This is a genomic window from Embleya sp. NPDC025285 (assembly GCF_055558835.1).
In genome coordinates this window covers 180,979-197,551 of the sequence record NZ_JBVHLU010000006.1, presented here as the reverse complement: position 1 = coordinate 197,551, position 16,573 = coordinate 180,979, and the positions used below count along the sequence as shown (strand labels likewise).

Annotated in this window: 16 protein-coding genes; 7 read left to right on the top strand and 9 right to left on the bottom strand. The window is 72.3% G+C overall.

Annotated elements, in window-relative coordinates:
• Window positions 1-138: 138 nt before the first annotated feature.
• Both ACZ4FV_RS06500 and ACZ4FV_RS06495 read right to left on the bottom strand, forming a co-directional pair.
• Complete coding sequence (locus ACZ4FV_RS06500) at window positions 139-681, bottom strand: hypothetical protein (RefSeq protein ID WP_395869176.1); 543 nt, start codon at window positions 679-681, stop codon at window positions 139-141.
• A 148-nt stretch (window positions 682-829) separates the two neighbouring features.
• Entirely contained in the window at window positions 830-1,141 is a 312-nt protein-coding gene (locus ACZ4FV_RS06495) for a 4a-hydroxytetrahydrobiopterin dehydratase (protein ID WP_395869174.1), read from the bottom strand.
• Window positions 1,142-1,276: 135 nt separating this feature from the next.
• Here ACZ4FV_RS06495 and ACZ4FV_RS06490 point away from each other — a divergent pair, with 135 nt between their 5' ends.
• Both ACZ4FV_RS06490 and ACZ4FV_RS06485 read left to right on the top strand, forming a co-directional pair.
• The gene (locus tag ACZ4FV_RS06490) at window positions 1,277-1,879 is read left to right on the top strand and encodes a TetR/AcrR family transcriptional regulator (protein ID WP_395869172.1); all 603 of its coding nucleotides are present in this window, start codon (window positions 1,277-1,279) and stop codon (window positions 1,877-1,879) included.
• Between the two features lie 51 nt (window positions 1,880-1,930).
• Window positions 1,931-2,620 carry a hypothetical protein gene (locus ACZ4FV_RS06485; protein WP_402238985.1) on the top strand — a complete coding sequence of 230 codons (690 nt, stop codon included), beginning with the start codon at window positions 1,931-1,933 and terminating at the stop codon, window positions 2,618-2,620.
• A gap of 57 nt (window positions 2,621-2,677) precedes the next feature.
• On the opposite strand, the gene ACZ4FV_RS06480 is transcribed toward ACZ4FV_RS06485, so the two are convergent.
• The 3 genes from ACZ4FV_RS06480 to ACZ4FV_RS06470 all read right to left on the bottom strand — a co-directional run bounded on the left by ACZ4FV_RS06480 (window position 2,678) and on the right by ACZ4FV_RS06470 (window position 5,376).
• Window positions 2,678-4,135 carry a TerD family protein gene (locus ACZ4FV_RS06480; protein WP_402238983.1) on the bottom strand — a complete coding sequence of 486 codons (1,458 nt, stop codon included), beginning with the start codon at window positions 4,133-4,135 and terminating at the stop codon, window positions 2,678-2,680.
• A gap of 261 nt (window positions 4,136-4,396) precedes the next feature.
• Window positions 4,397-4,717 (bottom strand): DMT family transporter, encoded by a 321-nt coding sequence (locus ACZ4FV_RS06475; protein WP_395869167.1) that lies wholly within the window; start codon window positions 4,715-4,717, stop codon window positions 4,397-4,399.
• Window positions 4,717-5,376 (bottom strand): FMN-dependent NADH-azoreductase, encoded by a 660-nt coding sequence (locus ACZ4FV_RS06470; RefSeq protein WP_395869165.1) that lies wholly within the window; start codon window positions 5,374-5,376, stop codon window positions 4,717-4,719. The genes ACZ4FV_RS06475 and ACZ4FV_RS06470 overlap by 1 nt, the downstream gene beginning before the upstream one ends.
• A gap of 99 nt (window positions 5,377-5,475) precedes the next feature.
• Here ACZ4FV_RS06470 and ACZ4FV_RS06465 point away from each other — a divergent pair, with 99 nt between their 5' ends.
• Window positions 5,476-6,165: a TetR/AcrR family transcriptional regulator gene (locus tag ACZ4FV_RS06465; protein ID WP_395869163.1), complete on the top strand. Its 690-nt coding sequence runs from the start codon at window positions 5,476-5,478 to the stop codon at window positions 6,163-6,165.
• A 75-nt stretch (window positions 6,166-6,240) separates the two neighbouring features.
• Window positions 6,241-9,246: an NACHT domain-containing protein gene (locus tag ACZ4FV_RS06460; protein WP_465322013.1), complete on the top strand. Its 3,006-nt coding sequence runs from the start codon at window positions 6,241-6,243 to the stop codon at window positions 9,244-9,246.
• Between the two features lie 23 nt (window positions 9,247-9,269).
• Here the strand turns inward: ACZ4FV_RS06460 and ACZ4FV_RS06455 are convergent, their stop codons facing one another.
• Window positions 9,270-9,605 (bottom strand): glyoxalase superfamily protein, encoded by a 336-nt coding sequence (locus ACZ4FV_RS06455; protein ID WP_395869159.1) that lies wholly within the window; start codon window positions 9,603-9,605, stop codon window positions 9,270-9,272.
• Window positions 9,606-9,770: 165 nt separating this feature from the next.
• On the opposite strand from ACZ4FV_RS06455, the gene ACZ4FV_RS06450 reads away from it, so the two are divergent.
• Together ACZ4FV_RS06450 and ACZ4FV_RS06445 are read left to right on the top strand one after the other, a co-directional pair.
• A complete protein-coding gene (locus ACZ4FV_RS06450; RefSeq protein WP_395869157.1) occupies window positions 9,771-11,150 on the top strand; it encodes an NADP-dependent succinic semialdehyde dehydrogenase in 1,380 nt (459 codons plus the stop codon).
• Between the two features lie 17 nt (window positions 11,151-11,167).
• Window positions 11,168-11,512 carry a YkvA family protein gene (locus ACZ4FV_RS06445; protein WP_402238978.1) on the top strand — a complete coding sequence of 115 codons (345 nt, stop codon included), beginning with the start codon at window positions 11,168-11,170 and terminating at the stop codon, window positions 11,510-11,512.
• Window positions 11,513-11,525: 13 nt separating this feature from the next.
• Here ACZ4FV_RS06445 and ACZ4FV_RS06440 read toward each other — a convergent pair whose 3' ends face one another.
• From ACZ4FV_RS06440 to ACZ4FV_RS06430, 3 genes are all read right to left on the bottom strand, one after another.
• Window positions 11,526-12,407, bottom strand: coding sequence for an acyl-CoA thioesterase (locus ACZ4FV_RS06440; protein WP_395869153.1), 882 nt, complete (start codon window positions 12,405-12,407; stop codon window positions 11,526-11,528).
• Between the two features lie 16 nt (window positions 12,408-12,423).
• Complete coding sequence (locus ACZ4FV_RS06435) at window positions 12,424-14,160, bottom strand: penicillin-binding transpeptidase domain-containing protein (RefSeq protein WP_395869151.1); 1,737 nt, start codon at window positions 14,158-14,160, stop codon at window positions 12,424-12,426.
• 147 nt (window positions 14,161-14,307) lie between these two features.
• The gene (locus ACZ4FV_RS06430; protein ID WP_395869149.1) at window positions 14,308-14,850 is read right to left on the bottom strand and encodes an arsenate reductase/protein-tyrosine-phosphatase family protein; all 543 of its coding nucleotides are present in this window, start codon (window positions 14,848-14,850) and stop codon (window positions 14,308-14,310) included.
• 134 nt (window positions 14,851-14,984) lie between these two features.
• Here ACZ4FV_RS06430 and ACZ4FV_RS06425 point away from each other — a divergent pair, with 134 nt between their 5' ends.
• Window positions 14,985-16,289, top strand: coding sequence for a DUF5685 family protein (locus ACZ4FV_RS06425; RefSeq protein WP_395869147.1), 1,305 nt, complete (start codon window positions 14,985-14,987; stop codon window positions 16,287-16,289).
• The last annotated feature ends 284 nt before the right edge of the window (window positions 16,290-16,573 follow it).

Here is a 16,573-nt window from a genome sequence, read left to right as displayed (position 1 = left end):
TCCTAGCGTCGGGGTTAGGGGTTGGGGGGGGAGGGGGGGGGGGGGGGGGGGGGGGGGGGCGCCGCCGCCCCCCCCCCCCCCCCCCCCCCCCCCCCCCCCCCCGCCCCCGGGTGGTGGTGTCGTAAAGCCTGTGCGTGGTCAGCGGTGCTCGGTCGACGCGGTGCCGTGGGATCCGGGGCCGGGCGGCTCGGCGCCGGTGAGCGGCTCGGCCGACCCCGCCGGCCCGGCGGCGTTCGACGCGGGAGCCGGTGCCGTGCCCCGCTCGCCCGCGCCGAACGCGGCGAGGGCGAGCAGCAGGACGGCGAGGGCGGCGGCGGTCGCGGTCGGCACGTACCAACCGGCGTCGGACGTCGGTTCGACGAGCGCGGCCAGTACCGCGATCGTGCCCGCGAACACCAGGGAGCCGGCGAACGCGGGTATCCCGCGGCGTCCGGCCGTGGCCGCGACCGCGCCGGCTATCAGGACGAGCAGCAGCACCAGACCGGCCAGGCCGACCAGCGATGGGCCGAAGTCGTCACCCGTGCAGCCGCGTCGCCCGAAGTCGTCGCACGAACCCTGCGCGGCGGCGCGGATCGCGTACGTCCCGATCAGCCACCCGGCCGATCCGGCGCCGGCGAACGGGAGGAGCCAACCGCGAACGGTGGTCGAGACGGGATGGGACGCCGATGCGTCGGTGCTCATGCTCGGAGGCTAGGCGCCGCTCCGGTCGTCTTGATGAACGGCCGGAAAGCGCCGCGTGAAGCCTGCGTGGCCCACCGCCCGGTCGCGGCCCTCGGCCCCGCGCCAAGCCCGCCGTCCGCGGGCCCCGCTGCACGGCGCCCGCGCCCGCTCAGTCCTTGAGGGCGGCCCCGTGGGCGGCGGCGAAGGATGCCACGCGGGTGGCGAACTCGACGTCGAGGGCGGTGATCCGGTCGCCCGCGTCGTGGGTGGTCAAGGCGAAGGACAGGGTGCCGTACAGAATGGTGATCCGGGCGTGGTGGTTCGCCTGGTCCTCGGAGGCGGCGACGGTCGCGTAGAAGGCGGGCACGTCCGCGCGGGCGCACGTGTAGGTCGCGGTCAACTCGCCGTCCACGACCCGCCAGCCCGGGAGGTCGGCGAGGGCCTTGGTCAGTTCGGCGTCGGTGAGCGGCTGGGGTGCCACGGTTGGGTCCTCTCGTCGGGGTGGGCGCTGCCTTCCGCCAGTATGGCGGCGCCGGTTCGCCGGACGCGGTATTGAACGACGTTCTAACATGGCGGCAGGCGAGGTCCGCCATCGAACGAACCAGGGGTGCTGAGCATGGCGGGGACACGGCGCAAGCGGCTGGAACAGCCCAGGGAGGTGGTGCTCCAGGCCGCGATGGACGCGATCGCCGAGCACGGCCTGGCCGCACTGACCATGGCGGGCCTGGGCAAGCGGATCGGAATCAGCGGCGGCCACGTCGCGTACTACTTCGGGTCCAAGGAACAACTGCTCGTGGAGACGCTGCGCTGGAGCGAGCTGGGCTTCGCGGAGCGCCGGCGGGCGCTGCTGACGGCGCCCGACCTCTCCGTCGCCGAACGGCTCGCCGGCTACATCGACCTCTACCTGCCCGACGAGCGCGCCGACTCGCGCTGGACGTTGTGGCTGGAGGTGTGGACGCGCTCGCTCGGCGACCCGGAGGTGCTGGCCGCGAGCACGGAGATCGAGGGGCCGTGGATGGCGGACCTGCGCGCGATGATCGGGCCGCACCCGGACCCGGACGGGTACGTGCTGCGCCTGCACGCGCTGCTGGACGGGCTGGCCACCCGGATCGTGATCGGCGCGCCCGGCCCCTCGCGGGCCGAGATAGTGCGTCAGGCGACCGAGTTCGCGGTCCGTGAGGCGTTTCCGGAATCGGGTGTAGACCACACGAACAGGTGATCGGCGGGCGAATCGCTCCCATTTCGCCGCGTTCGGCCGCATCGTGGGGGGATGACGTGGTGGCGCAACCCGAGGCAGCGGCTCGGGGTGATCTGTGCGGTCGTCGCGGTGCTGGTGATCGTCGGGCTGGTCCATCGGGACCGTGCGGAGCGCACCGGTTCGACGCCGGCCGAGGGCGCGCGTGTCGCGGCCACGGCGGCGGCGCCCGCCGAGTCGGCGCCGGCCCGGTCGACGACTCCGCCGGCGAAGCCGTCGTCGGTGCCCAAACATGTGCTGCCCGACCTGGTCGGCGCCGACTTCCAACAGGCGTGGGACGGCGCCCGGCGGGCCGGCTACCGGTTCGTCGCCTCGCACGACGCGGGCGGTCGCGGGCGCCGGCAGTTCGTCTTCAGCAACTGGAAGGTGTGCGACCAAAGTCCCGGGCCGGGGCCGCTGGCCACCGGACTCCGGGTCGACCTGGGCGTGGTCCGACACGACGAGAAGTGCCCGGCCGCTACCGCGCCGACCGCCGAACCCGAGGTGGTCGACGGCCGGATGCCCGACCTGAACGGCCGCAGCCTCACCGTCGTGCGCCGGGCCCTGCGCGGTGACACGCACGTCAAGGCGCGGGACCTGGGCGGGAGTCGGCTGGTGCTGATCGAGACGCACTGGCTGGTGTGCACCCAGCGGCCGGCCCAGGGAGCACCCGTCTCGGACTCGGTGGACGTGGGCGTGGTCAAGTACGGCGAGCACTGCCCGTGATCCCGCGCGGGTGGGCGGCGGCCCGTCCGTCCGCGTTCGTGGACCACCGAGCCTCGATCAGTGCCCGAGCGCCTCGCGGGCCGGGTTCACCAGCTTGTTCACCGTGCGCCCGTCGGCGAAGCGCCCGAGCGCCGTCATCGACCACGCCGGGCCCTCGCGAACCAGCTTGCACATCAGTACGGCCGTGCGCGGCTCGGTGGCGGACAGCTCGAAGCGGACCAACTCGGCGTTGGTGGTGTCGTCGACCAGGCGACAGAAGGCGTGGGAGACCTCGGTGAACTTCTGCCCCAGGAACGAGTTCACGGTGAACACGAGCCCGGTGACCCGGGCCGGGAGCGCGTCGAGCCGGACCACGATCGACTCGTCGTCGCCCTCGCCCTCGCCGGTCAGGTTGTCGCCGGAGTGCGCGATCGCGCCGTCGAGGCCGGACAGCTTCATGAACCACACGGTCACGACCTTCTTGCCCTGCGCGTCGAACGCGATGCAGGACGCGTCGAGGTCGATGCTGCTTCCGGCCTTCGCCGGATCCCAGCCCAGGCCCATCCGGATCCGGGTCAACGGCGGCGCATCGGTCTTGACCAGCGAGACTGTCTGATCCTTGCGCAGGCTGACCCGGCCCTTGTCGAGGTTGATCGGGCCGCCCGTTCGGGTTCCGCCGACCGGGAGCGGGGCGGTGCTCGCCGCGGTCGGAGCAGGCGTCGGGGCCGGGGCTGGGGGCGGGGGCGGCGGCAGAGGCGGGGCGGGTGCCGGAGCCGGGGTGGGCTGCACGGTCACCGGGCGGCGGGGGATCGGCGGCGGGATCGGGGCGGGCCTGGGCGGCTCGTGCGGCAACAGCGGGGCGGTCGGCGTCGCCGTCGTCGGAGGGGCCTCGGACGTCGGGGCCGGGGGACGCGTCGTGGCCTGGGTCGGAGGCGGCGTGTCCGCCGGCGACGGGGCCTGCGGTTGGGGCCGCGGGTGCGGCCGGGTCGGTGCGCCGACCGGTCCGGGCGCAGGGGTCGGCTCGTCGTCGACGGCGACACCGAAGTCGGTGGCGATGCCGGCGAGTCCGTTGGCGTAGCCCTGGCCGACCGCGCGCACCTTCCACGCGCCGCCGCGCCGGTACAACTCCAGCAGCACCAGCGCGGTCTCCCGGCCCAACCCGTTCGGCGTGAAGGTGACCAGCGCCTCGCCGGCTGTGTCGCGCACGGTCACGGCGGGCGGCACCGTCCCGCCGAAGGTGGCCGGAGCGCCGGGACCGCCGTCCAGGCTCAGCGCCACCACGATGGTCTGCACGTCCGCGGGCACCGCCGCGGTGTCCACCTGCACCGCCGCGGGTCGCCCCGGCTCACCCGACCGGAGCCGGACGCCGGGCCCGGTCGGCTGGTTGTAGAAGACGAAGTCGGCGTCCGAGCGCACCTTTCCGGACCCGGCGAGCAGAAGTGCCGAGACGTCCACGGACGCCTGGGAGGAGACCTCCACCAGCACGGCGGCCACCGCCAACGGGCAGTTGCCACCCTTCGCGAGGGTCACCGACATGCGCACTCCTCCGGTTCGCGGATCCGACCCGGGCCGGACGCCTCCGAGGTTACCGAGCGCGCGGGCCCGCCGCAGCGAGCCCGCGCGACTGGTCGACCCACCGACCCGCGCCCGCGATCGGCCCGGTCAGCGGCGGATCAGGCCCGGCGTCCGCGATGTGGGCTCGCTCCCGCATCCGCGCGCAGTCGAGGAGCAACGCGCGCTCGCGCTTTACCCGTTCGGCCCGGCCCCGCTTCGTCGGCCCGCCGGCGCGGTCGCGGCTCACCCGGTCGAGGTCAGCCGGGCCAGCACCAGGCCGCCCACGATCAGCGCGAGCGCCGCGATGCGTCCGGCGCTGAGCGCGTCGTGCTGAACGGTGATGCCCAGCGTGATCGCGCCGACGGTGCCGATCCCGGTGAACGCCGCGTACGCCGTACCCACCGGCAGGTCGCGCATCGCGACCGACAGCAGGTAGACGGCCGTCGCGCCGAGCACGAAGCAGATCACCGTCGGCACCGGCTTGGTGAATCCCTCGGTGGGCTTGATGCTCTGCGACCACACGACCTCGACGAGGCCGGCTCCGAGCAGGATCAACCAGGCCATCAGTACCCCTCCACGAGTGAGCGTCCGAGCTCGGTGGCGCGGGTGAGCGCGTCCGCGTGCGAGGACAGGTGCAGGTCCCGGCGTTCGGCGAGCGCCGGGTCCACGAGCGAGTTGGTCAGTTCGGTACCGAGCACGATCGCGTCCGAGATCGCGTAGTGCCCGGTGAAGAAGTCGACGAGGTAGCGCGTCTGGTGGTCGAACGGCGCCCGGGGGGTGCCCGGCAGGTACGAGCCGCCGCGGGCCGAGGCGACCACGAATCGACGCGGCGCGAGCGACATCTTGGGGAAGGTGACCTGATCGATCCAGCTCTTGAGCTGGGCGGGAACGCCGAAGTTGTACATCGGCGCGCCGATCAGCACGACGTCCGCCGCGACCAGTTCGGCCAGCAGCGGCTCGACCACGTCCCACGCCTTGCGCTGCTCGGGGGTGCGGACCGCTCGCGGGTAGTCGGCGATCTCGGTGATGCCCTCGCGCAACATCGTGTCGCAGATCTCGGTCCAGGCCTGGTCGATCGGCGGCACCGGGCGCGCGGTCAGGTCGCGGTGGGTGTACTCGGCGTCCGGCCGGGCGCTCCGCCACGCGTCGGCGAATGCCGCGCCCAGGGTCCGGGAGAAGGAGTCGGCACGGGCGCTGGAGTCGAGGTGGAGAAGGTGCGGCATGGTTGCTCCCGAGGGTTAAGTGGACGGGTCGTCCGCTTCAGTGAGGGGACCGTAACAGCTAAGTGGACATGCTGTCCACTTGCTATTAGGGTGGGGATCATGACGAAACGCACCGACTTGCTCACGGGCCTCCCGGTCGCCGCGGACGGTGCGGCTCGGCCCCGGGAGCGTGCGGACGCCGCCCGGAACCGGGCCCGGGTCCTGGCCGCGGCCGAGGAACTGTTCGCGGCCGGCGATCCGGCCGAGGTCACCATGGAGGACATCGCCAAGGCGGCGGGCATCGGCCGCGGCACGCTGTATCGCCGCTATCCCGACCGGGCCTCCATCGCGCGCGCCCTGCTGGACGAGCACGAACACGCGCTGCAACACCGAATCCTGCGCGGCGCACCGCCGTTGGGCCCGGACGAGAACGATCCGGCCGAGCGCCTGGCGGCCTTCTACGCGGCGATGGTGGACCTACTGGAGCGGCACGTGCACCTGCTCCTGGGCGCGGAGACGGGCAGCGCGCGCTACCGGACCGGCGCGTACGGCTTCTGGTACACGCACGTGCGGATCCTGGCGGCGGAGCGCGCGGACCCCGAGGCGCTCGCCGACATGCTGCTCGCGCCGCTGGCACCGGAGGTGTACCGGCGACAGCGCGAACTGGGCATCTCGGTGGAGCGGATCAAGCGCGGGCTGGCGGAACTGGCCAGGGGGGTCTTGGCGGGGGACCGGGACCGATCACGAGCGGAGCCGGACGTCGACCCCGGATCGTCCGAGCACGATCGGGCACCGTCTCGGCCGGTCTGATCGCATATCCCCACTCGATCATCGCCGATCGCGACATACTCGAGTATCCGGTCGGCTCGGGAGGCGGGACGAGTGGTGGATCCGGTACAGGGACGCCTGTTGGCGACGGCGATCACGAGCACACTGCGGCGACTGACCTCGGCGCCCCCGGGCGCGCGACTGGTCGAAGCACCGGTTCGGATGGGTGGGCGAGTCGCGCGCCGCCGGGTACGCCGCGAGGTCGGCGCCGGCGACGTGGAACGACTGACGCGCACCCTGACCCGGCGACTGACCGATGTGGAAAAGGACTTCGCCAGACTGGAACCGGCGGACGGCGAACTGATCGTCGCGGCGGTGGTGGCCACGCTCGGCGACGCGGTCACCATGGACGACGTCCAGGCCGCGGGCCTGGACTCGAGCGTGCTGCGGTCGCGGTTGGCCGCCCGCGCGCGGGGGTCGGCGCAGTCCGGGACGCCGCTGTACGACGCGCTTCTGGGCGAGTGTTGTACGCACATCGTGGACTTCTTCACCAAGCAGCCCGAGTTCCTGGCCCGTACCGTGCTGGAACAGGCGGTCGGTCAGGCGGAGTTGCTGCGCCGGGTACCGGCGGAGGAGGACGTCGACGACACGTTCGACCGGCGCTACCGCGCGGGTCTGCGGGTCAGGCTGGATCAGGCCCGGCTGTTCGGGGTCACCGAACTCGACCCCCAGGACAGTACGTACGAGCTGACCACGGCCTACGTGAGCCTGGTCGTGCAGACCCGTCGCGAGCCCCGGCGGCGTTGGGACGACGACGGCGCGCAGGCGGACACCGCGCGCAGCCTGTTGGAGGACGCCCTCGCGCGCAGCGATCGCATGGTGATCGAGGGCCCGGCGGGATCCGGCAAGAGCACGCTGCTGCGCCGGCTCGCCGTGCACGTGGCCTCGGGGGATCTGCCCGCCCGACTGGCCTCCTGGACCGGCCGGGTGCCGTTCCTGCTGAAGCTGCGCGCCATGGTCGCGGACGATCGACTGGTGTTGCCCGCGCCGGCCGACTTCGTCGACGCCTCCGGGTCCACGCTCGGCGGCGAGCAGCCCACGGGCTGGGCGGCGCGCCGGATGCGCGACGGGCGGGCGGTGGTCTTCGTCGACGGCGTGGACGAACTGCCCGAGGGGCACCGGGCGGACGCGCTGGACTGGCTGGAACAGTTGTGCGTGGACTACCCCGACGCGGCCTACGTGGTGACCTCGCGACCGAGGGTGTTGTCCGAGCGGCGGCATCGGCGACTGCGCCGGGCGGGCTTTGTCGCGGGGGAGCTCCAAGCCATGTCGAGCGCGCAGGTCGCGCTGTTCGTGGACCGCTGGCATCGGGCCCAACTCGGTGAACCCGACGAACTGGCCGAGTGCGCCGAGCGGCTCAAGCACACCCTGGACAGCCGCCGGGACCTGGCCCGGCTCGGGACCAACCCCCTGCTGTGCGCGCTGATGTGCGCGCTGCATCGGTACGCGGACCAGGCCCTCCCGGAGGGCCGCACCGAGTTGTACCGCTCGGCCATGGCGATGCTGCTGGGTGGTCGCGAACGGGCCCGGCGGATCGGCACGAGTCGGGTCCGGCTCCAGCCGACCCAGGCGGAGAAGGTGCTGGCCGCCCTGGCGATGTGGATGACGCTCAACGGCCGCCGATCGATCACCCAACGGGTCGCGACGGCGTGCGTGGCCGACGTACTGGCCAGGTTTCGGCAGACCGTCGAACCGCCGTACACGGCCGAGGAGGTCCTGGCGAGTCTGGTCGCCCGGAGCGGGCTGCTCCAGGAACCCGAGCTCGGTGTCTTCGAGTTCGGCCACGCGAGCTTCCAGGACTACCTGGCGGCACTGGAGATCGTCCGGGCCGAACACCTGGACCACCTGATCAACCACGCGCACGATCCGCTCTACCACGACGTGTTGATCATGGCGGTCGGCCGAACCCAGGACGACCCGTCCCGGCAGCGGGAGTTGCTGGACGGCCTGATCGCGCGGGCGGAGGCGGACCCGGTGCACCGCGATCGGTTGTGGCTGCTGGGCGCGGCGTGTGTGTCGACGGCGGCGATGGTGGATCCCGAGCGGGCGGAGCGGTTCCGGGTCGAGACGTCCCGGCTGTTGCCCCCGCGAGACTGGGAGGGCGCGGAGAATCTGGCGGGTGTGGGGGAGTTCGTCCTGGACCTGCTCGCGGACCTGGTGCGGGGCCGGCGGGTCACGGACGAGGAGGCGCGCCACATCGTTCGTACGGTGACCAAGATCGCCGGGGACGCCACGATCCCCCTGCTGAGCTGCTTTCGTGATCGGGAGCCACCCGGGATCCGGCTGGCTCTGCTCGGGGCGTGGAGTGGGCTGACCGACCGGCAGGGCTACTACGAATCGGTGCTGAAGCACGTGGACTTCGGGGATTGCTGCGTTTGGGTTCCCGACCTGCGGGGCCTGGAGGCGATGGCGGGCAGGACCGATGTCAGGACCATCCTGCTGCCCGCCGAGACGACGGAGATTCCGTCCCGAGCCCTCGCCGCCTTGCCGCGGCTCGATTTCCTGGGCATCAACGGCACGCGCGTCACGGACCTGCGACCGTTGGCGGAACTGCCAGGGGTGCACCGGTTGTGGCTCGGCGTGGAGCACCTGTCCCAGCCGAGCGCGTGGGATCTGTGTCCGTGGCTCACGCATCTCGACTTCACCGACGAGCAACTGGAGGATCTTCGGTCCCTGCCCGGCCTTCCGCGGCTGCGCGGTCTCAACCTGGGCGGCACGCGGATCACCGACCTGTCCGCGCTGGTGAGGCACCCCGATCTCGACTGCCTCGACATCATGGGCGCTCCGGTCACCGAACTGGGCCCGCTGAGCGGGTTGCCCGCTCTGAGGCAGGTGTTCGCCGACGGATCCGGTGTGTCGGATCTGACCCCGCTGGCCGGCCTGCCACACCTCGCCTACGTGGGCGTCTCCAGGGCCCCCGTGACCGACCTGACCCCCCTGATCGACCTTCCGGCCCTGACCTGGCTGCGCATCGACGAATCCCAGCGTCGGCATCTCGGCACCCTCGCCGGGCATGTCGACAGCGGCCGGATCAAGCTACTCGTCGGTAGATCGGCCGGCTGACCCGCTCGGCTTCCGGGTCGGCCTCACTCCTCCTTCGGCGTGCCCAACCGCAGCCGATTGCCGTCCGGGTCGCTCAGGTGAACCTCCCGGGCCCACGGCGCCTCCTCGACCGGGACGCCGAATTCCCGGGCCACCTCGTCGATGTCGGCGACCCGGAGGTAGACCAGCGTGTCCGGCGTCGCGTCGCCGGTGTGCTCGCTGAGGAAGAGATGCACATCGCCCCTGGCGATGTCGACGAAGGCGGGGAGATCGGGTTCGAAGCGGTGTTCCCATTCCCGGACGAAGCCCAGCCGGGCGTACCAGGTGACGGACTCGGCCGCGTCGGCCACGCGCAGGATCGGGATGGCTTGTTCCTTCATGGCGGGCATGCTGCCAGGCCGCGGTGACAAGCGGCGGGCGCACCGGGCCGAACGGGGTGTTGTGTCAGCCGGTGCGCTGTGGGTAACGGGTCGAGCGGGGGCGCGCCGATCGGGTTCGGCGTGCGCCGCCCTCGCCTTTCGCATCCGCCGTATCTGGAGGCTCTCATGGCCATCGCGTCCGTCAATCCGGCGACCGGGGAGACGCTCGAGGAGTTCGCCGAGCTGGGTGAACGCGAGATCGAGGCGCGCGTGGCGCGGTCCGACGAGGTGTTCCGGGCGCACCGGCGGGATTCGTACGACGTGCGCGCCGCGGCCATGCGTCGGGCCGCGGACCTGCTCGACGCGGAGAAGTCCGACGTCGCGGCGGTGATGACCGCGGAGATGGGCAAGACGCTCGCCGCCGCCGAGGCGGAGGTGGTCAAGTGCGCCCGGCTGTGTCGGTTCTACGCCGAGCGGGCGGCGGGGTTCCTGGCCGACGAGCCGGCCGACGCCGGCGCGGTCGGGGCGCGGCGGGCGTACGTACGCTACGAGCCGCTCGGTCCGGTGCTGGCCGTGATGCCGTGGAACTTCCCGCTCTGGCAGGCCATGCGCTTCGCCGCGCCCGCGCTGATGGCGGGCAACACCGGCCTGCTCAAGCACGCGTCGAACGTGCCGCGGACCGCGCTGTACATGGGCGAGCTGTTCACCCGGGCCGGCTTCCCCGAGGGTGCCTTCCAGACCCTGTTGATCGGGTCCAAGCTGGTCGAGCGGGTGTTGTCCGATCCGCGTGTGGTGGCCGCGACGCTGACCGGCAGCGAGGGTGCCGGTCGCTCGATCGCGGCGATCGCCGGCCGCGAGCTGAAGAAGACGGTGCTCGAACTGGGCGGCTCGGACCCGTTCCTGGTGCTGCCCTCCGCCGACATCGAGGCCGCCGCGAAGACCGCCACCAAGGCGCGCACCCAGAACAACGGGCAGAGCTGCATCGCGGCCAAACGGTTCATCGTGCACACCGACGTGTACGACGCGTTCGCCGAGGCCTTCACCGCGCACATGGCCGCGCTGCGGGTCGGCGACCCGACCGCCGAGGGCACCGACGTGGGCCCGCTCGCCCAGGAGCAGGGCGTACTCGATGTCAGCGCCCAGGTCGAGGACGCCAAGGCCAAGGGTGCGCGGGTGTTGTGCGGCGGCGAGCGGCCGGCCGGTCCCGGCTGGTATTACCCGCCGACCGTGGTCGCCGAGCTCACCCCGAACATGCGGATGTACCGCGAGGAGGTGTTCGGCCCGGTCGCCGGGCTGTACCGGGTCGCCGACCTGGACGAGGCGATCGACCTCGCCAACGCGACCCCGTTCGGCCTCGGGGCCAACGCCTGGACCGAGGACGAGGCCGAACAGGAGCGTTGCGCGGCCGAGTTGGAGGCCGGCGCGGTGTTCGTGAACGGCATGGTCACGTCCTACCCCGAGCTGCCCTTCGGCGGGATCAAGACCAGCGGGTACGGGCGCGAACTCGCCCGGGAGGGAATCCGCGAGTTCTGCAACGCGAAGACGGTCTGGGTGGGCGGCGCCTGACGGGGCAGACGACCCACGTGGACACCTGGGTGTGGATCGTGCTCGGCGTCGCGGCGGTCGTCTTCGTCGTGACGCTCGTGATCGTGGTCGTGTTGGTCCGCAGGCTGCTGCGGACCTGGCGGCTGGTGCGGGGGCCGGACGCGACCACGCGCGACCGGGCGCTGTTCCTCGGTGCGCTGATCTACGCGATCAGCCCGGTGGACCTGCTGCCCGACCCGATCCTGATCGACGACATCGCGGTGCTGCTGTACGCGCTGCGCGAGCTCGGCCGGGTGGGCGGGGTCCGCGCGGGCGCGCGACTGGGCGTGGACGCGCTCACCCGGCCGAACCGCGGCCCGGCTGGAAAACCCACGCCGCCGTGACCGACCCGTGCCGCTACCGCTGGCGGATCACCGCTTCCTGGACGACCGAGGCCACCAGTACGCCGTCGTGGTTGTAGAACTCGCCCATGGCCAGCCCGCGCGCGTCCTGGGCGGACGGCGAGGCCTGGGCGAACAGCAGCCACTCGTCGGCGCGGAACGGGCGCAGGAACCACACCGCGTGGTCCAGCGAGGCCATCTGGAGCTTGGCCGGATTCGTGATGTACGGCCGGGCCGCGGTGCCGGCCAGGGTCAGGTCGGACATGTAGGTCAGTCCGCACACGTGCAGCAGCGGGTCGTCCGGCAACTGCTTGGCGGCGCGCATCCACACCCGCTGGTGCGGGATGCCGTCGACGATGTGGGTGCCCGGCGACTTGTCCTCCGGGACGAAGCGCAGGTCCATCAGCAGCCGGGTCTGCGACTCCTCGTAGTGCGCGCGCTCCTCGGCGGACAACTTCTCGTACGGGTCCGGCAGGTCCTCCGGGAGCGGCACGTCCGGCATCGCGCGGCGGTGCTCCGGGGTCTCCTCGGCCACCTTGAAGGACGCCGAAAGGGTGAAGATCGCCGCGCCGTGCTGTACACCGGTCACGCGCCGGGTCGCGAACGAGCGCCCGTCCCGGACCCGGTCGACCTGGTACACGATCGGCGCGGTGGTGCTGCCGGGCCGCAGGAAGTAGCTGTGCAACGAGTGCACGTGTCGGTCCGGGACCACCGTGCGGCCCGCCGCCACCAGGGCCTGTGCGGCGACCTGGCCGCCGAAGGCGCGCAGCGGCGCGCCGGCGTGGCACCAGCCCCGGAAGATGTTCTCCTCGATCTGCTCCAGGCGCAGCAGGTCGAGGAAGGTCTCGGCCCGGCCAGGGCCCTCGTCGGCAAGATCGTGTTCGGTCACGCTGCCCATGATGGACTACGGCCGCTCAGCCCGTCGCACCCAGGAACGACTTCACGATCGGCCCGGCCGACCGGCCGCCGGTGATGCCGCCCTCGACCCAGACCGCGACCGCGATGTCGCCCCGGTAGGCGACCATCCAGCCGTTGTTCGGCTTGCCGCCGCCGACCTCGGCGGTACCGGTCTTCGCGCCCACGTCGCCGCCGAGCCCGCCGAGCGAGTCGCGCGCGGTGCCCTCGGTGACCACCGAGCGCATCAGCGTGCGCAGTTGGCCGCTCACCGCGGGCGAGAGCTCGCGCGGCGCCCGCCACAGGCCCTCCTGGTCCGGCAGCAGATGCGGCTGGCGGAAGGCGCCGGACTTCGCGGTGGCGACCACCGAGGCCATCGTGAGCGGGTTCATCTGCACCTGGCCCTGGCCGATCATGTTCGCTGCCTTCATGGTGTCGTCCGACGCGGCGGGCACCCGGCCGTCGAACGAGACGATCCCGGTCTTCCAGTCGCCGCCGATGCCGAAGCAGTCGTGCGCGACGGTGGACAGGTCCGCGCCGCTGAGCTTGGCCGACAGGTTCGCCATCGTGGTGTTGCAGGACTGCGCGAACGCGACCTTGAAGGTGCCCTCGGGGAACGAACGACCCTCGGAGTTGGTGAACCGCATGCCGCCCGCGTTCGCCGACTCGGGACAACCGACCTTGTCGTCCGGGCCGACCACGCCCTTGCTCAGCAGCGTCGCCGCGGTGACGATCTTCAGCGTCGAGCCGGGCGGGGTGGTGCCCAGGAAGGCGTTGTTCGGCCCGCCCGCCGGGTTGTTCGCGACGGCGAGGATCTCGCCGGTGCCGATCCGCACCGCCGCGAGCGAGGTGGTCCGCGACTCGCCCTTGACCGCCCGCTCGGCCGCCGCCTGCAACTTCGCGTCCAGCGTGGTCCGCACGCCACCGTCCGAGGGCGGCGCGGTTTGCACCTCGCCGACCGTGCCGAGCTGCTTGAGCGAGGTCTTCGAGGTCGCGTCGACCAACAGCACCGTGCCGCCGGGCACGGCCTGCTCGGCGGGCCGGGCCTTGCTCGCCAGGCCGGTCCGGATCGCGGCGAGGGAGGGATTCTCCGCCGCCGACAACACCGAGCCGTCCTTCGCGCGCAGCACCTCGCCGCCGACACCGTCCTGGTTGGGCACGAACTCGAGCCGGGTGGTCGCGGTCAGCTCCGGATGCAGCGCGGTCGGCGCCCAGTCGACCAGGTGGCCCCCGCCCGGCGTCCTGGCCACGGTGAGGGTGCCGGTGTAGGTCCACTCGCCCGCGTGGTTCAGGGTCAGCCGTGCCTCGAACGGCACCGGCACACTTTTGTCGGGCCGTTCGGGTTGTGCCTCGCCCACGGTGAGCCGGCGAGCGCTCACCCGGAGCCCGTCGTTCAGACCCACCAGCGCCGCGCCCGCCGCCGTCGGGTCGGTGGTGAGGGCGCCGGCGCCGGTCCAGTTGCCGGCCTGCCACTCGCCGAGGAAGCGTCGTGCGGCGTTGCGTGGACTGCGCTCGACGGCGCCGGCCGACGCGGACGCCGATCCGGACGCCGAGGAGGCCGAGGACGGGTCGTCCTGCCGGAGGAACGAGTAGGCCCCGTAACCGGTGCCGATCACCAGTAACAGGGCCAGGACCAGGAACACCCAGCCGTGTTTGCGCCGGTCCCCGTCCTCGTGGTCGTGCCGGTCTTCGTAGTCGTCGTATCCGCCGTACTCGCCGTACTCGCGGTCATTCCGGTCGTGCTCCGCGTCGCGCATGTCCACCCCCACCCGGTGCCGCCGATCCCCTCGGCGGGACCGCGAGTGTACGAGGCAGCCAAAGAGTCGGTGTGCCCAGGGGGCCTTGTGGTGACGCGAGGAAAGATCATTTGTTCGAATGATCTTGGGGATCGCGCGGCGCGCGGATCACCGCACGAGCAGCTCGGCCAGCCGCCCGGTGAGGTCGTCCGCCCGGGCGCCCATCACCCGGAACGACTCGATCGGCTCGCCCATCGGGTCGTCGAGTTCGTCGGCGGGTCGGGCCATCCGGTTCGCCGGTCGCAGGTCGTCCACCCGGGCCACCCAGTCGGCGAGCGGCAGTTCGCCGCGCGGACCGAACTTCTCGCCCAACCGGACGAGTTCGCCGAGCAGGAAGGCGCGCGGCAGGGCGTCGGCGGCGAGCGCCTCGATGGCCCACTGGTGTTCGCGCGTCATACCGATCACCACGTCGGCGGTACGCAGCAGGTCGACGGTGAGCTTGCGGCTGCGGTGCGCACCCGGGTCGATCCCGTGCTCGACCAGCACCAGTGTGCTGTTGTCCGCCATCGGCCGGGCATTCCAGTCGATGGTGCCCGCCGAGGACACCTCGGCCGACAGCGCCGAGCCGGTCAGTCGGTGCCGCAGCATCGCCTCGACCACGGGGGAGCGACAGATGTTCCCGCTACAGACGACCAGTATCGATGCAGTCACGCGGCGGATCCTAAGCGGCCGCGGGTTGCCCGGCCGGCCCCACCCCGGCCCGGAACCCGAACGGGGCTGACGGGTGATCAGTAGGCTGATTCGCCTGTGGGGACCGGAACGGCGCAGGGAAATGGGGCGAGGGGTTGTTCGGGATCATCCGGCCGTGCCGGCACCGACTGACGGAGAAGTTGCAGAGCGAGTGGATGGCGCACCTGTGCGGCATGTGTCTCGCGTTGCGGGACGACCACGGGCAGGCGGCGCGGATCGCCACCAACTACGACGGGTTGATCATCTCGGTCCTGGTCGAGGGGCAGTCCGCGCGACCCGCGGCGGAGGGCCGACGCAAGGCCGGTCCGTGCCCGCTGCGCGCGATGCGCCGGGCCGAGGTCGCGATGGGCGAGGGTGCCCGATTGGCCGGCGCGGTGTCGCTGGTGCTCGCGTCGGCGAAGATGCGCGACCACGTCGACGACGGCGACGGGGTGTACAAGCGGCGCGTGGTGGCGGGCGGCGCGCGCCGGGTCGCCGAGCGCTGGGCCCGCCAGGGTGCGGACGCCGCGTCGGACGTGGGCTTCGACACGGCCGTGATGGTCGAGGCGGTGGACCGGCAGGTCGAGGTCGAGGCGCTGGCCGGGCCGGGCGTGTCCGTGCTGACCGTGACCGAGCCCACCGAGACCGCGACCGCCGCCGCGTTCGCGCACACCGCGCTGCTGGCCGAACGGCCGGACAACGCCGAGTCGTTGGCCGAGGCGGGCCGGTTGTTCGGTCGGCTCGCGCACCTGCTCGACGCGGTGGAGGACATCCACGCCGACCGCGCGGCCGGGGCCTGGAACCCGCTGCTCGCCACTGGTACCGGGCCGGACGAGGCGCACCGGTTGTGTCGCGACGCGGCCACCGGGATCAGACTCGCCCTGGCCGAGGTCGACTTCGTCGACGGCGTGCTCGCCCACCGGCTGCTGGTACACGAGGTCGACGAGGCGATCGACCGGTCCTTCCGGCACGCGGGCTTCCCGGTCGAGTCGCCGTCGTGTTCGGTCGGCGGCAAGCACGGCAACGGCTGCGCCAAGCACTCCGAGCGGCCCGAACGACGCCTGGCCGCCCGACCCGAGGGCTCGTGGCCGAATCAGCAACCGCCCTACCCGCAACCGCCGCATCAGCAGCCGCCCGGCAGCCCGTACGACCCGAACAGCCCGTGGGGTCCGCCCGGTGGTCCGACCCCGCCGCCTCCGCCGCCCGGCGGCCACAACGTGTTCGTCGCGTGCGCGATCTGGGCCGGGCTGTGCTGCACGTGCCAGTGGTGCTGCCGCGAGACGTTCGAGGATCCGTGCACCGGCCGGGAGCGACAAGGGTGTTGCCACAAGTGCGACTGCGGGGACTGCTGCGACGGTTGTGACTGCTGTAGCAACTGCTGTGAATGCGGCGAATGTTGCTCGTGCGACTGCTCGTGTTGATCGGCTCTTGCCGTTCGGGTGTGTCGGACGCCCGCCATCGCGTGCGGCAACACCCCGACACGCGCGAAGAGTCGCCGAACGGCGAGGGGGACAAGGGTCGGAAAACCGCAAAAGGTCACCGAACTGGCATTCGACGGTAAAAACGCCCAACCGTAACGTCTTGGCAAAGCATCTTCGGTCCGATTGACCCTGCTTTCGCCGCCCAACCACGATCAGCGATGACCGGGTGTCGTGCCATCGGCACCCGGCGTCACCGATCTCGGGCCGGTTTCGCCGGCCCGATG